The sequence below is a fragment of the Pseudomonas sp. KBS0710 genome (genome assembly GCF_005938045.2).
Classification (GTDB): domain Bacteria; phylum Pseudomonadota; class Gammaproteobacteria; order Pseudomonadales; family Pseudomonadaceae; genus Aquipseudomonas.
Genome location: NZ_VCCF02000001.1, coordinates 2,370,590 through 2,386,637, shown reverse-complemented (window position 1 = coordinate 2,386,637; position 16,048 = coordinate 2,370,590). Strand labels below are relative to the sequence as shown.

General features: G+C 63.1%; 11 protein-coding genes. All 11 read left to right on the top strand.

Annotation, left to right across the window (positions count from 1 at the left end):
• Window positions 1–21: 21 nt before the first annotated feature.
• Entirely contained in the window at window positions 22–1,767 is a 1,746-nt protein-coding gene (gene treZ / locus FFI16_RS10965) for a malto-oligosyltrehalose trehalohydrolase (protein ID WP_138815301.1), read from the top strand.
• Entirely contained in the window at window positions 1,764–3,848 is a 2,085-nt protein-coding gene (gene malQ / locus FFI16_RS10960) for a 4-alpha-glucanotransferase (RefSeq protein WP_138815300.1), read from the top strand. Before treZ ends, malQ begins: the two co-directional genes overlap by 4 nt.
• Window positions 3,845–6,601, top strand: coding sequence for a malto-oligosyltrehalose synthase (locus FFI16_RS10955; RefSeq protein ID WP_138815299.1), 2,757 nt, complete (start codon window positions 3,845–3,847; stop codon window positions 6,599–6,601). The genes malQ and FFI16_RS10955 overlap by 4 nt, the downstream gene beginning before the upstream one ends.
• A gap of 24 nt (window positions 6,602–6,625) precedes the next feature.
• Window positions 6,626–6,895, top strand: coding sequence for a DUF2934 domain-containing protein (locus FFI16_RS10950; protein WP_017138916.1), 270 nt, complete (start codon window positions 6,626–6,628; stop codon window positions 6,893–6,895).
• 123 nt (window positions 6,896–7,018) lie between these two features.
• Window positions 7,019–9,178, top strand: a complete 2,160-nt coding sequence (glgX, locus tag FFI16_RS10945) for a glycogen debranching protein GlgX (RefSeq protein ID WP_065931574.1) — start codon at window positions 7,019–7,021, stop codon at window positions 9,176–9,178.
• Window position 9,179: 1 nt separating this feature from the next.
• Entirely contained in the window at window positions 9,180–10,178 is a 999-nt protein-coding gene (locus FFI16_RS10940) for an acyl-CoA dehydrogenase family protein (protein WP_138815298.1), read from the top strand.
• A complete protein-coding gene (locus tag FFI16_RS10935; RefSeq protein WP_138815297.1) occupies window positions 10,175–10,933 on the top strand; it encodes a PIG-L deacetylase family protein in 759 nt (252 codons plus the stop codon). The genes FFI16_RS10940 and FFI16_RS10935 overlap by 4 nt, the downstream gene beginning before the upstream one ends.
• Complete coding sequence (locus tag FFI16_RS10930) at window positions 10,930–11,529, top strand: SAM-dependent methyltransferase (RefSeq protein WP_138815296.1); 600 nt, start codon at window positions 10,930–10,932, stop codon at window positions 11,527–11,529. Before FFI16_RS10935 ends, FFI16_RS10930 begins: the two co-directional genes overlap by 4 nt.
• Entirely contained in the window at window positions 11,526–12,185 is a 660-nt protein-coding gene (locus FFI16_RS10925) for a glycosyltransferase family 2 protein (RefSeq protein ID WP_138815295.1), read from the top strand. The genes FFI16_RS10930 and FFI16_RS10925 overlap by 4 nt, the downstream gene beginning before the upstream one ends.
• 176 nt (window positions 12,186–12,361) lie before the next feature.
• On the top strand, window positions 12,362–13,123 hold the full coding sequence (locus FFI16_RS10920; RefSeq protein WP_138815294.1) for a PIG-L deacetylase family protein: 762 nt from the start codon (window positions 12,362–12,364) through the stop codon (window positions 13,121–13,123).
• 244 nt (window positions 13,124–13,367) lie between these two features.
• Window positions 13,368–15,917 (top strand): autotransporter outer membrane beta-barrel domain-containing protein, encoded by a 2,550-nt coding sequence (locus tag FFI16_RS10915; protein ID WP_138815293.1) that lies wholly within the window; start codon window positions 13,368–13,370, stop codon window positions 15,915–15,917.
• Window positions 15,918–16,048 lie beyond the last annotated feature (131 nt).

The window sequence follows — 16,048 nt, the reverse complement described above, 5'->3', positions numbered from 1 at the left end:
AAAAAAGGGAGGTCTTCATAGATGCCGTCAAGGACTCTGGAAACCTGGCCCCACGGCGCAATCATGCTGGACGCGCAACACACGCGTTTTGCCTTGTGGGCGCCAGACGCGTTTTATGTCAGCGTTGAATTGCAAGACGGCAAGTCCATCGCCATGTTGCCCCAGGCAGATGGCTGGTTCGAGGTAGAAACCAAATGCCCGGCGGGCACTTGTTACCGCTATAACATCGACGGCGAACACGACGTGCCCGATCCCGCTTCCCGGGCTCAGGCTACTGACGTACACGGTTGGAGCATCGTCGTCGATCCCCTCGCCTATCAATGGCGACACAGCCAGTGGCAAGGTCGCCCTTGGCACGAAGCCGTTATCTACGAACTGCATGTGGGCGCAATGGGGGGTTATGCCGCCGTTGAAAAACAGCTACCCCGCCTGGCCGAACTTGGCGTTACCGCCATTGAACTGATGCCGTTGGCGCAATTTCCCGGCGAGCGCAATTGGGGCTACGACGGGGTTCTGCCCTACGCCCCGCAGGCTTCCTATGGTTCCCCCGAACAACTCAAGGCGCTGATCGACAGCGCCCACGAACACGGTTTGGCGGTGATCCTGGATGTGGTCTACAACCACTTCGGCCCCGACGGCAATTACCTGGGCCAGTATGCCCAGGGCTTTTTTGAACAAGACGTGCACACGCCCTGGGGCGCCGGGATTGATTTTGATCGCCGTGAGGTGCGCGACTTCTTCCTCGACAACGCACTGATGTGGTTGCTCGAGTACCGCTTCGACGGCCTGCGCCTGGACGCGGTACACGCCATCGACAACCCCGACTTCCTCAAGCAACTCGCACAACGGGTACGCCAGCAGGTGGATACCGGCCGCCACGTGTGGCTGGTACTGGAAAACGAACTCAACCAGGCCAGCCTGCTCAAGCACGACTTTGATGCGCAGTGGAACGATGACTTCCATAACGTGCTGCACGTACTGCTCACGGGCGAAACGGATGCGTATTACAGCGACTTCGCGCAGAACCCTACAGAGAAACTCGCGCGCTGCCTGGGCGAAGGTTTTGTCTACCAAGGCCACACCACCCGCCATGGCCACGCACGCGGCGAGCCCAGCGGCGACCTGCCGCCCAGCGCCTTCGTGGCGTTTTTGCAGAACCACGACCAGGTCGGCAACCGCGCCCTGGGCGAGCGCCTGCACCAGCTGTGCTCGCCCCAGGCGCTGAAAGCGGCCACCACCTTACTGCTGATGTCGCCGATGATTCCGCTGATGTTTATGGGCGATGAAGTCAACGCCGAGCAACCGTTCCTGTTTTTCACCGACCACCACGGTGAGCTGGCCGAAGCCGTGCGCGAAGGCCGGCGCAACGAATTCGCCGACTTCGCCGCGTTTAAAGACCCTGAGCGGCGCGAACACATTCCCGACCCCAACGCGCTGCCGACATTTCTGCAGTCGGCGCCCTTATTCACCGAGAACGCACACGCGCAGCTGTACCGCCAACTCTTGAGCCTGCGCCATGTGCATATCGTGCCGCACTTGCCCGGCAGCGTAGCCCTCGGCGCACAGGTACTGGCCGACGGCGCCGTCACCGCGCGCTGGCGCCTGGGCAACGGCAGCGTGTTGCAGATTGACCTGAACCTGGGCGCCACGCCGCTGGATCACCCGGCGCCGCCGCACCTGCTATTCGAGACGTCTGCCCATGAAGGCGCGCAACTGGCGCCGTTCAGCGCGCGCGTCGCCTTATCCCCTGTTGGAGAGCACCCTTGAGCGAAGCGAACCTGGAAATACTCGCCAGCCGTGCGGGCCTGGCCGTCGATTGGATCGACGCAAACGGCCGCCCGCAACATGTCAAACCTGCCGCCTTGCGGGCCGTCCTCAAAGGCCTGGGCCACCCGGCCGATACCGACGCCGAGATCGATGCCAGCCTGCTCGAAATGGAACAGGTGCAACAAGACAAACACCTGCCACCGCTGATGACCGTGGACACCGGCGCGGCTCTGGACCTAGCGCGTTACTTCGCCCCGGACACACCGTGCCGCGTCAGCCTGGAACAGGGCGAAACTCTCGAACTGCGCCTGGATGGTAATGCCGAACTACCCGGCGTGATTGCGCTGGGCTATCACCAAGTGCATATCGACGACCAAACCTTCACCCTGGCCGTGGCCCCTACCCATTGCTACAGCGTCGCTGAAGCGGTCGACAGCCAACCCGCCCGCGCCTGGGGCCTGAGCGCGCAACTGTATGCACTGCGCCGCCTGGGTGACGGCGGTTTTGGTGACACCCTGGCATTGGAGCACCTGGTGCGCAGCGCCGCCGAACGCGGCGCCGACGCGCTGGCCATCAGCCCGATGCACGCGATGTTCAGCGCCGACACCGAACGCTACAGCCCCTATTCACCCTCCAGCCGTCTGTTCCTCAACAGCCTGTATGCCTCGCCCGCCTGCATCCTCGGCGAGCGCGAAGTGCGCAACGCCATCGACGCGCTGGACCTCACGGATGAGCTGCACGAGCTGGAACAACTCAGCTTGATCGACTGGCCCACCGCCGCCCGCGCCAAGCAGCGCCTGTTGCGCGCCTTGTATGAAGATTTCCGCCACGGCCAGCACCCGCAACACGCCGACTTCCTGAGCTTTCGCCAGGCCGGCGGCGAAGCCCTGGAAAACCACTGCCGCTTCGAAGCCGTGCAGGCCGTGCGCGCCGCCGCCGGTGAAGACCTCGACTGGCGCCACTGGCCTGAAGCCTGGCGCACGCCACAGAGCCCGGCGCTGGCGCAATTTGCCGCCGAGCATGCGGATGAAATTGGCTATTTCGCCTTCAGCCAATGGTTGATCGCCCGCAGCCTGGAGCGCGCGCAGCAAGCCGCGCGTGGCAGCGGCATGGGCATCGGCCTGATCGCTGACCTGGCCGTGGGCGCCGACGGCGGCGGCAGCCAGGCCTGGAGCCGGCAGGATGAGTTACTCGCCAACCTCACCGTCGGTGCGCCACCCGACATTCTCAACCGCGCCGGTCAAGGTTGGGGCATCTCGGCGTTTTCCCCCGAAGGCCTCAAGCGCAACGGCTTTCGCGCCTTTATCGAGATGCTGCGCGCCAACTTCGCCCACGCCGGTGGCCTGCGCATCGACCATGTAATGGGCCTGCAACGCCTGTGGGTCATCCCCATGGACGCTACGCCGCGCGAAGGCGCGTATTTGTATTACCCGGTGGATGACCTGCTGCGCCTGCTGGCGCTGGAATCCCACCGCCACCAGGCCATCGTGCTCGGTGAAGACCTGGGCACCGTGCCCGATGGCCTGCGTGAAAAACTCAGCGGCCGCTCGATCCTGGGCATGCGCGTACTGCTGTTTGAACAAAACCACGAGGGCCACTTCAAGCCGATCCTCGACTGGCCGGACAACGCCTTGGCCACCACCAGCACCCATGACTTGCCAACCCTCAACGGCTGGTGGCACAGCCGCGATATCGAGTGGAATATCCAGCTGGGCCTGATCGATGCGCCCACCGTGGAGCAATGGAGCGAACACCGCCTGCGCGAACGCCAGGCGCTGCGCCAGGCCTTGAGCCAGGACCCGCAGAACTTCGTCGATGAAATCCGCAACGACACCGACCACATGATCGACGCCAGCGTGCGCTACCTGGGCCACACCCGCGCGCCGTTGGTACTGTTGCCGCTGGAAGACGCGCTGGGCATCGAGGAACAAGCCAACCTGCCCGGCACCACCGACACCCACCCCAATTGGCGCCGTCGCCTGCCCGGTGAAGCTGCCAGCCTGCTCGACAACGACAGTGCCGCCCGCCGCCTGGAGCTGCTGGCCGTGGCGCGCAACCAGGCCCATGAGCGTGACCGATGAACGCATTACCTCTGCGCGCGACCCAGCGCCTGCAATTTCATAAAGGCTTTACCCTGGACGATGCCGTCCCGCTGGTGCCCTACTTCGCCCAGCTCGGCATCAGCCACCTGTATGCCTCGCCGCTGCTGGCCGCGCGCGCCGGCTCCATGCACGGCTACGACGTGGTTGACCCGACCCGCGTCAACCCCGAACTTGGCGGCGAGCCCGCCTTGCACAGGCTGGTAACGGCGCTGCGTGAGCATGGGATGGGGCTGATCCTCGATATCGTCTCCAACCATATGGCCGTCGGCGGTGCCGACAACCCGTGGTGGCTGGACCTGCTGGAATGGGGGCGCCTTAGCCCCTACAGCGAGTTTTTCGATATCCAGTGGCACTCGCCGGACCCGCTGCTCAAGGGCCAGTTGCTGATGCCGTTTCTGGGCAGCGACTACGGTGACGCGCTGCAAAGCGGCAACCTGGCGCTCAAGTTCGACGCCGTGCAGGGCGCTTTTTACGTCGAGCATTACGAGCATCGCTTTCCGATTTGCCCGCGTGACTACGCCATGATCCTGGGCAGCGAAGAAGTGTTGAAGCCCCTGGCCGAGCGTTTCAGCGCCCTCGCCGTTGATGATGACGCCTACACCGAAGCCGGCTGGCTTAAACACGCGTTGGCCGAGCGCGCCAGCGAAGCTTCGGTGCTGCACGCCATCGAACACAGACTGGCCGAGTTTGATGGCCGCCAGCCAGACGGCTTCCAGCACTTGCACGCCTTGCTGGAACAGCAGGTGTATCGGCTGGCCAGCTGGCGTACCGCAGCGGACGATATCAACTGGCGGCGCTTCTTCGACGTGAATGAACTGGGCGGCCTGCGCGTAGAACGCAGCGCCGTGTTCGAAGCCACCCACGGCAAGATTTTCGAGCTGATCAGCCAAGGTCTGGTGGACGGCCTGCGCATCGACCATATCGACGGGCTGGCCGACCCGCGCGGGTATTGCCGCAAGTTGCGCCGGCGCGTGGACGCCCTTTCGCCCAATCGGCATTTGCCGATCTTCGTGGAAAAAATCCTCGGTGAAGGCGAAACCCTGCGCGAAGACTGGCAGGTAGACGGCACCACCGGCTATGAATTCATGAACCAGCTGTCGCTGTTGCAGCACGACCCAGCAGGCTTTGCACCGCTGGCTGAGCTGTGGACGCGCCACAGCGAACGGCCCGCGGCCTTTATCGAAGAAGCCTGGCTGGCTCGCCAGCAGATCCTCAATGGCTCGCTGGCCGGTGACTTCGAGAGCGTGGCCCAGGCCCTGCTGCAAGTGGCCCGCGACGACGTGATGACCCGCGACCTGACCCTGGGCGCGATCCGCCGCGCCTTGCAGGAACTGATCGTGCATTTCCCGGTGTACCGCACCTACATCAGTGCGCGTGGGCGCAGCGCCAATGACGATGTGTTTTTCCTGCAAGCCTTGGCCGGTGCGCGCAGCACCTTGGGCGAAGGCGACTGGCCGGTACTCGACCACCTGGAAAAATGGCTGGGCGGCCAGCCTTGGCGCAACCGCCGGGTCGGGCGTGAACGCAAGATGCTCAAGCATGCCTGCGTACGCTTCCAGCAGCTTACATCGCCGGCGGCTGCCAAGGCCGTGGAAGACACCGCGTTCTATCGCTCGGCGGTGCTGCTGTCGCGTAACGATGTGGGCTTTAGCACTGAACAGTTCAGTGCACCGCTGGCGGACTTTCACGCAGCCAACCAGCAGCGTTTGCAGGCTTTCCCCGACAACCTGCTGGCCACCGCCACCCACGACCACAAGCGCGGCGAAGACACACGGGCGCGCCTGGCGGTACTGAGTGAATGTGCGCCGTGGTACGTCGAACAGGTCGAGCATTGGCGCCGCCTCGCCGCACCGCTGCGCGACGATGCACACAGCCCGTCGGCGGGCGATGAGCTGATCCTTTACCAGGTGCTGCTCGGCAGTTGGCCGCTGGAAACCAACCCGGACCTGCAGTCTTACCAGCAACGCCTGTGGCAATGGCAGCAAAAAGCCCTGCGCGAGGCCAAGTTGCAAAGCAGTTGGAGCGCGCCCAACGACGCCTATGAACAGGCAGTCGAAGCCTTCCTGTCACGCCTGCTGCTCAGCGATGCCGGCGCGACGTTACGCAACGCCATCGGCAGCGCCGCCCAAGCCATCGCCACGGCGGGCGCACTGAACGGCCTGGCGCAATCCTTGCTTCGCATCACCGTGCCGGGTGTACCGGATTTGTACCAGGGCGATGAGTTCTGGGACTTCAGCCTGGTAGACCCGGACAACCGCCGCCCGGTGGATTTCAATGCACGGCAACACGCGCTGAACAACCCACCGGACGTCGGCGAACTGTTGTCCCACTGGCGCGACGGGCGTATCAAACAGGCGCTGATTGCCCAGGTGTTGGCCGTGCGCAAGGCCCATACCGAACTCTTCCAACGCGGCAGTTACACCGCGCTGGAAGTGGAAGGCAAACACGCCGATCACGTCGTCGCATTTTGCCGCACGTATCAAGGCAAACACCTGCTGGTAGTGGTGCCACGTTGGTCCCATCGCTTGCTGGAAAAAGGTGAACAACCCCACATCAATGCGCAGGTTTGGGGCGATACGCGGGTGAAATTACCGTTCGCCACCACAACACAAAACTGGAAGGGACTTTTTCATACAGGCGCAGTCACACCAAACAAGGAGCTGTTGATCAGCGCTGCCCTGGGGGATTTCCCGGTCAATGTCTTTATCAATTCCGATGATCAAGAAAGCTGAAAATTTTCTGTGAGGAGTATTGTGATGAGTACTGAAGACAAACGCATACGCGAATTGGCGCATCAGATCTGGGAATCCGAAGGCAAGCCCCACGGTGAAGATGCACGCCACTGGGAGATGGCGCGCAAGTTGGCCGAAGCCGAAGCGCTGACGCCCAGCAAGCCAAAAGCTGCGGCCAAGCCCAAGACCGCGCCCAAGCCTGCGCCAAAAGCCAAGCCGCCGGCCCCGGCGGCCAGCAAGCCTGCACCGCCAGCGGCCAAGAAGCCTGCGGCACCGAAAAAGCCCAAGCCTTAACAGCCCACGCGCCGCCTGCCGACACTGTCGGCAGGCGGCCCTTTTTACTTTTTATTGCGTCAGCTGAGCAACCGTCGGCACGGTAGCGCTCGGCCCGAAAAAGACCCTTGCAGGAGCAATTTAATGAGCAAACCCGATAACAACCCAGCCACGCCGGAAAATGAGCCGTCGCGGATTCGTGAAGGTTTGCCCTTCCCTCTAGGCGCCACCTGGGACGGCCTGGGCGTCAACTTTGCGCTGTTCTCAGCGAATGCCACCAAGGTCGAGCTGTGCCTGTTCGATGACACCGGCGAGGTCGAGCTTGAGCGTATCGAACTGCCCGAATACACCGACGAAACCTTCCACGGCTACCTGCCCGACGCCCACCCCGGGCTGATTTACGGCTACCGCGTGTACGGTGCGTATGACCCGGCCAATGGTCACCGTTTCAACCACAACAAATTGCTGATCGACCCGTATGCCAAACAGCTGGTGGGTGAACTCAAATGGTCCGAGGCGCTGTTCGGCTACACCATCGGCCACCCGGACGACGACCTCAGCTTTGACGAACGTGACAGCGCGCCCTTTGTGCCCAAGTGCAAGGTCATCGACCCCGCGCACACCTGGGGCAACGACCAGCCGGTACGGGTGCCGTGGGACCGCACGATCATTTACGAAACCCATCTGCGCGGCATCAGCATGCGTCACCCGTCGGTGGGTGAGTCGGTGCGCGGCACCTGCGCCGGGTTGATGGAAGATGACGTGCTCAAGCACATCCGCCAACTCGGCGTGTCATCCGTTGAGCTGCTGCCGGTGCATGCCTTCGTCAACGACCAGCACCTGCTGCAAAAAGGCATGACCAACTATTGGGGCTACAACAGCATCGCGTTTTTTGCGCCCGACCCGCGCTACCTGGCCAGCGGCAAGATCGCCGAATTCAAGGAGATGGTCGCGCACCTGCATGAACAGAAGCTCGAAGTGATCCTCGACGTGGTCTACAACCACACCGCCGAAGGCAACGAGCGCGGCCCTACCCTGTCGATGCGCGGCATCGACAACGCCTCCTACTACCGGCTGATGCCCGACGACAAACGCTTCTACATCAACGATTCCGGCACCGGCAATACCCTGGACCTGAGCCACCCCTGCGTGCTGCAGATGGTCACCGACTCGCTGCGTTACTGGGCCACCGAGATGCATGTGGACGGTTTCCGCTTTGACTTGGCGACCATCCTTGGGCGTTACCGCGACGGTTTCGACGAGCGCCACAGCTTCCTCGTGGCCTGCCGCCAGGACCCGGTGCTGCGCCAGCTGAAAATGATCGCCGAACCCTGGGACTGCGGCCCCGGCGGCTACCAAGTGGGCAATTTCCCACCTGGCTGGGTGGAATGGAACGACCGCTTCCGTGACACCGTGCGCGCCTTCTGGAAAGGCGACGACGGCCAGTTGGCGGACTTTGCCGGGCGCATGACTGCCTCGGGTGAGATGTTCAACCACCGGGGTCGCAGGCCCTACAGCTCGGTGAACTTCATCACCGCCCACGATGGTTTCACCCTGCACGACCTGGTGTCGTACAACGACAAGCACAACGAAGCCAACGACGAGAACAACCAGGACGGCAGTAACAACAACCTGTCCTGGAACCACGGCGTCGAAGGCCCCACCGAAGACCCGGAAATCAATGCGCTGCGCCTGCGCCAGATGCGCAATTTCTTTGCCACGCTGCTGCTCGCCCAAGGCACGCCGATGATTGTGGCCGGCGACGAGTTCGCGCGTACCCAGCACGGCAACAACAATGCCTATTGCCAGGACAGCGAGATCGGCTGGGTCAACTGGGACCTGGATGACGACGGCAAGGCACTGCTCAAGTTCGTCAAACGCCTGATCAAGTTGCGCCTGGCCTACCCGATCCTGCGCCGTGGGCGCTTCCTGGTGGGCGACTACAACGAAGATCTCGGCGTAAAAGACGTCACCTGGCTGGCGCCGGATGGCAACGAGATGAGCACCGAACAGTGGGAAGACAGCCATGGCCGCTGCCTGGGCATGCTGATGGACGGCCGCGCCCAGGAAACCGGGATTCGTCGCCCAGGCGGTGATGCGACCCTGTTGCTGGTGGTCAACGCTCACCACGACATGGTGAATTTCCGCCTGCCGCCGGTGCCCCAGGGTGAGTTCTGGACCTGTATGCTCGATACCAATGCCCCCGCTGTGCGCGGTCAGGAACGTTTTGATTTCGAGCACGAGTATGCGGTGACCGGACGCTCACTGCTGCTGTTCGAACTGCAACGCGACGACGAGGTGTGAGATGGCTCTGCATGGATTCCTTCAAGGCAACCGCAGCTACGCCGACACGCAGGCGCTGGGCGTTGCACTGAAGGCGCTTCAGGAAGAAGGCCTGGACCAACTGCCATTGCCCGGCAGCGGCCAGACGCTGGAACGCTTCAGCCGGCTGGCGCAGGTGGCAGGTCATGACCTGCGCCTGTGCAAGCTGTTCGAAGGCCACACCGATGCCCTGGCGATCATCGCCGAGCTCGACAGCCCATTGCCGCCCTTGGGCAGCGTTTGGGGCATGTGGGCCGCCGAACCGCCGACGGCCAAGGTGCGTGTGCGCCGCGACAGCCAGCGCCTGATCGTCGATGGGCGCAAAGCCTGGTGTTCCGGCGCAGCGGTGGTCAGCCATGGGTTGCTGACCGCCTGGGACGAAGACGACCGCCAACAGTTGGTGGCGGTCGAGATGAACCAGCCCGGCGTCACCGTCACCAATGACGGCTGGAACGCCGTGGGCATGGCGGCCACCGGCAGTGTCGAAATCCTCTTCGATGAGGCCCGCGGCATCGCGGTTGGCGAACCGGGCGACTACCTGTCGCGGCCGGGCTTCTGGCACGGCGGCGTCGGTATCGCCGCGTGCTGGTATGGCGGCGCTCAACGCCTGGCCGAAGTGCTGCGCGCGCAGTGCAGCCAACGTCCTGAACCCCATGCGCTGGCGCATCTGGGCGCGGTTGACAGCGTGCTCAACAGCGCCGCCTGTGTATTGCGCGACGCCGCTGAGCAGATCGACCGCGACCCTCGCGCCAATGCGCAACTGTTGGCCCAACAGGCACGGGCGTGCATTGAAGATACGGTCGAGCAGGTCATGCACCATGTCGGTCGCGCGGTGGGTGCCGGGCCGTATTGCAAAGATCCGCACTTCGCCCAGTTGATGGCGGACTTGCCCGTGTATGTACGCCAAAGCCACGCCGAGCGCGACCTGGCGGCGTTGGGAAAGCTGGTGGCGGACGAAGCGACAGGGAGGTGGCTGTTATGAAACCCAACCCGATCGTTGGCCAGGGCACGCCGTTGCATCAATGGCAGGATTCAGCCCATATGGCCCAATTGCCGCACATCAGTGTCGAGCAGTTGGTGCCTGCTGGGCACCGCGCCGTGATCATCGCTCCGCACCCGGACGACGAAGTGCTGGGCTGCGGCGGCCTGATGCAAGGCCTGGCTATGCTGGGCCGGCCGATCCAACTGATTTCCGTCACCGACGGCAGCGCCAGCCACCCAGGCTCCAGGCGCTGGCCGGTCGAGCGCTTGAGCATCGTGCGCCCGCAGGAATCGGCCCAGGCCCTGCACCGTCTCGGCCTGCCATTGCACAGTTTGCAGTGGCTGCGCGCAGGCTTTGCCGACAGCCAGGTGGCGGCCCGTGAAGATGAGTTGAGCGCGTTCATAGAACGCTATCTCAAGCCCACCGATGTGGTGTTCACCACCTGGCGCGAAGACGGGCATTGCGACCATGAAGCCGTTGGCCGCGCCAGCGCCAAAGCGGCACAGGCAGTCGGTGCAACCCTCTACGAGCTGCCCGTTTGGACCTGGCACTGGGCAACACCCGAAGACAGCCAGGTGCCGTGGCACCGTGCGCGCAAGATCGCGCTGACACCTGAAGCCGTGGCGCGTAAACGTCACGCCATTCATGCCTTTGCCAGCCAGTTGGAAGGCGACCCGCAGGTGGGCCTGGCACCGGTGCTGGCACCCTATGTGGTGGAGCGTTTGCTGCAACCTTTTGAAGTGGTGTTTGTATGAGCGTGGCCACGCCCTATTTTGATCAACTGTTCGCCGGTAATGACGACCCATGGGCCTTTCGTCAGCGCTGGTATGAACAGCGCAAGCGCGCCCTGACCCTGGCCGTGCTGACCCGGCCCCATTACACGTCGATCTTTGAACCCGGCTGCGCCAACGGTGAGCTGAGTGCCGAGTTGGCTGCGCGTTGCGACCGCCTGGTGTGTTGCGACACGGCCGCCGCTGCCGTGGCGCTGGCGCACACCCGCTTGATGGGGTTTGCCCACGCCCAGGTGCATCAAAGCCGTTTACCTCAGGAATGGCCGGCCGGCCAGTTCGACCTGATTGTGTTGAGCGAGCTTTGCTACTACCTCGATGCCGACGATTTACAGCGTCTGATCGACTGCACTCTCAATGCACTGACCGACAACGGCCAACTGCTCGCCTGCCACTGGCGCCCGCGCATCGAGGGCTGCCCGCAAACGGCTGAACAGGTGCACGAAATGCTCGCGCAACGCCTGGGTATGGCCCACCTCGTCCAACATCATGAAAGTGACTTTTTACTCGACCTGTGGAGCCGTGACGGCACCTCGGTCGCCAGCCATGAGGGCTTGCGATGATCGGCATTCTGATCCCGGTGCATAACGAAGAAGCGCTGTTGGGGGAATGCCTCAAGGCCGCGATGATTGCTGCCAGCCATCCTGGTTTGCTGGGTGAGGCGGTGCAGATCCTGGCGGTGCTCGACAGCTGCAGCGACGGCAGCGCGGCGATTGCCCAGGCGTATCCGGTGCAGTGTCTACACGTGCAGGCACGTAATGTCGGGCATGTGCGCGGGGTGGGCGCGCGGCATTTGTTAAACCAGGGCGCACGCTGGATCTCCTGCACCGACGCCGACAGCCGTGTCGCCCCCGACTGGCTGGTGGCGCAACTGGCCTTGGGCGCCGATGCCGTGTGCGGCACGGTGACGGTGGACGCCTGGAACGAAGGCTTCGACGCAGCGGCGCAGATCCGCTACACCCAAGCCTACGAAGCCCGCGACGGCCACCGGCATATTCACGGTGCCAACCTGGGCGTGAGTGCCGCAGCGTATGTGCAGTCCGGCGGCTTCGAGCCATTGGCCTGCCACGAAGATGTGCAACTGGTGCGCAACCTGGAGCGCTGCGGCGCTTCCATCGCCTGGAGCCACACGCCCCAGGTGATTACCAGTGCGCGCCTGGACTGCCGCGCCCAAGGCGGTTTTGGTGATTATTTGAAGAGCCTGATGCAGGCCACTTGAATATTTCGGCCGTGCAAGATGTAAAAACACCGAATTCTTGACTATGCTGAAGTTGCCTTGCTGGTCATCCAGGGTTGGATGGCCGCAGTTCATCGCAGCGGAGCCTGTGCTGAAAAAACAGCGTCGTCCCGTCAACGGGGTACGACCCGGCATCATTCGACAAGGACGTGACACCCATGAAACCTGCCTCATTAAGCGAGGGCCGTCGTGGCCCTGCGCAAATCTGGAACAGTGCGCCGCAGTTGGCGCAAATCCCCTTTATCAAGCCCTCCTCGCTGGTGCCACGCGGTGCGCGCGTGGTGGTCATCGCGCCTCACCCCGGCGATGAGGTGCTGGCGTGTGGCGGTTTATTGCAACTGCTCAGCAGCCTCGACCACCCGCTGCAATTGATCTCGATCACCGATGGCAGCGCCAGCCACCCAGGCTCGAATGCCTGGCCGGCCAGCCGCCTGAGTGTGATCCGACCGCAGGAAAGCGCTGAGGCGCTGCGGCGCCTGGGGATGCCGCTGCACAGCCTGAAGTGGATTCGCGGCGGCTTTTGCGACGACGCCCTCGCCGCCCGCGAACAGCCCATGAGCCAGTTCATTGCGCGCTACCTGCAACCGGGCGACGTGGTGTTCACCACCTGGCGCCACGACGGCAAGGACGACCATGACGCCGTCGGCCGCGCCAGCGCCAAAGCCTGCCAGCTCACCGGCGCGCGCCTGTATGAACTGCCGATATGGGCCTGGCATTGGCCGCTGCGCGAAGGCTCGGTGATCCCCTGGCATCGCGCGCGCAAGGTGCGCCTGGACAGCTGGAACGTCGCGCGCAAGCTGCACGCGGCCCATGCGTATGCCAGCCAATTGGTCGGCGACCCGGAGATCGGCCTGGCGCCGATGCTTGCCCAGGAGTTGCTGGAGCGAATGCGTGAACCCTATGAGATCGTGTTTGCCTAGGGCAGTGCTCACCTGTACCTGTTAATTCTCACAGTAGCGGCCGACTCACTCTGCGACTAGGGTGCAAAAAGTCCTGCACGGGTTGATGTGCAGTCGAGAAAGCCATGCCAACCCCTTGCATTGGCCGATGTTTTCGAAGACAGGTAAACCGCAGTTCCTGCTCCGTATCGCGCACTACCTTGCCATGGCTTGAACTGCACCTGGTTGCCCAGGGGCAGGAACTTCCTTCGGACAAGGACAGGCCATGCGCACACTGCCAGTTTCGCTGACTTACCTGGGTATCACGTTGATGGCGGCTTGGCCGCTGCCATCGCTTGGCACCTGCACGATCAACCTCACCGCCGGCAATGACACCTCGACCTGCGACAGCGGCAGCGCACCGGGCTTTACCGACACCGCCGGCAACAACACGCTGAGCATTAGCGGCAGCGGTGCCCTCAACGGCAATGTCACAACCGGTGCCGGCAACGACTCGGTAGAGATCAACGGTGCGACAGCTGCAATCAATGGGATGCTTAACCAGGGCGACGGTGCGAATACGTTTCGCCTGACGCTGGGCACTGTCACGGGGGCCATCACCCAAGGAGATGGCGCGGATCTGGTACAGATCAACGGCGGGCAGGCGGGGGCGATCATCCAGGGCGGGGGCATCGACAATTTTGTCATGAGCGGTGGAACCGTCGAATCCTTGGCCCAAGGCGATGGACATGACACCTTTACCCTGACTGGTGGCGCCATCAAGGGCGCCTTTGAAGACGGCGATCAAGCGCTGATGACCGGTGGCACCATCGGCCGGGTCGACATGAAACTCGATAATAATGTCTTCGATATGCGCGGCGGCACCATCGTCGGCAACCTCGTCACAGGGCTTGGCAGGGACACCATTCTCGTCTCGGGCACCAGCACCATCGGCGGTAACATCAGCACCAGTGCTGGTGTGGATCTGATTCAGGTCAGCGGTGGCAGGGTCAACGGCCAGATCCTCACCAGCTTCGGCGCCGATCAGTTCATTTGGACCGACGGGGGAACAATCAACGGGGCAATTCTCATGGGTGCCGATGATGATGCTGCCCTGCTGAATAACCTCAGTGAAACCTTGCTGGCTTCCAACCCCCAGCTGGACGGTGGCCTGGGCAACGACACGCTCACCTTCGATGCCGCACACACCAATGCCCCGAGCCGCTACACCGGCTGGGAGCAGGTGCGACTGGTCAATGGGTCAACCCTGACATTGGGCGGCACGTTCGTATTGGGAGGCGCTGATACCGGTACCGGCGTGATGAGTGTGGAGGGGTCGAGCAGGCTGATCGTCACCACCGGGGCGCTTTCGCCCTTCGCTGCCGGGCAATTGGCAACCTTGAACAACGCCGGTCTGATCGATATGAGTACCGGCAGTTCCAGCACGACCGACAGCTTGACGGTCAACGGCAATTACATCGGCACGGGCGGTCGGCTGGCGCTGCAAACGGTATTGGGCGCGGATAACTCACCCAGCGATAAATTGGTGGTCAGCCAAGGCACCCTGCAGGGCGCCACGGCGATCAGCATCACCCACCTGGGCGGCGCAGGTGCACTGACCGTGAAGGATGGCATTGAGGTGGTGCAGGCAAACCAGGGTGCCACGAGCAACGCCGGGGCATTCTCTCTGGCGAGCCCCGTGTCTGCCGGTGCGTTTGACTATCACTTGTTCAAAGGGGGCGTGACCGCCGGTACGGAACACAATTACTACCTGCGCTCCACCGTGCCTGCCCTCCCCGCGCCCGGTGCAGCGATTACGGCGCCTGCCCCTGCGCCTGGCACCCCGGCATTGCCGCCCAACCCAGGCAACACTGCAATCCCCCTCTACCGCGCCGAAGTGCCGGTGTACGCCGTGTTGTTTCAAGCTGCCGAGCAAATCGTGCAAGGCATGCTGGGGACTTACCACGAACGCGTGGGCGATCAGCGCCAGCAGCAACAAACCGGGGTATTCCCCACGGGTTGGGCCAGGGTCTACGGCGGCAACAGTCGCCAGAGTTTCGCTGGAACGGTCAGCCCGACACTGGACAGTTCGCTGTCGGCCTTCCAGGTGGGCGGCGACCTGTACGCCACCACCACGGACAGCGGCCAGACTCACCGGTTTGGCTTCTTTGTGGGGCACAGCCGCCTGCGAGGCGACGTCAAGGGTTTCCACGCTGGTTTCCAGGACAAGGACGCAGGCAGCCTGACCTTACGCGGCGACAGCCTGGGCGCCTACTGGACACTGATCGGCGCCAACCGCGCCTATTTGGACCTGGTGGTGATGGGCACCCGTTTCACCGGCAACAACGAGTCCGACCGGGGCATCAAGATGAAAACCAAAGGCAGCAATGCATTGGCGTCCGCCGAAGTGGGCTGGCCTTTTGCCGTGAGTGCCCAATGGGAACTGGAGCCACAAGCCCAGCTTATCGTCGACCGCACACGGCTGGACAGCCAGAACGACCGGATCTCCGCCGTCTCCTACGACGCTGACACGCATCTCACCACTCGCCTGGGTGCCCGCTTGCGTGGCAGCTATGAGATGAGTGGTATGCCCCTGCAGCCCTATGTGCGCGCCAACGTCTGGCATGCCCGCGCCGGCACCAACAGCGTGAGGTTCGATGATGCTACCGACATAAACACCGAGCAAAAGTCGACCACGCTGGACCTCAACGTCGGCGCCACCCTGGCCGTTGACCAAGGCATCAGCCTGTACGGCCAACTGGGCTACAACCGCAACCTGGACAGCAATGCCCTCAACGGCCGCCAAGGCACACTGGGGCTTCGAATGGATTTCTGATCCGCGTATGTGTATCGCACTGTGTACAGGAAGTGTTGCGATACACAACGTTTAACCCAAGGCACTTACTGAAACACAGCCGATACAGCACGACGTTCAACTGAGCATCCGGCACCCATCAAGCCCAAGGA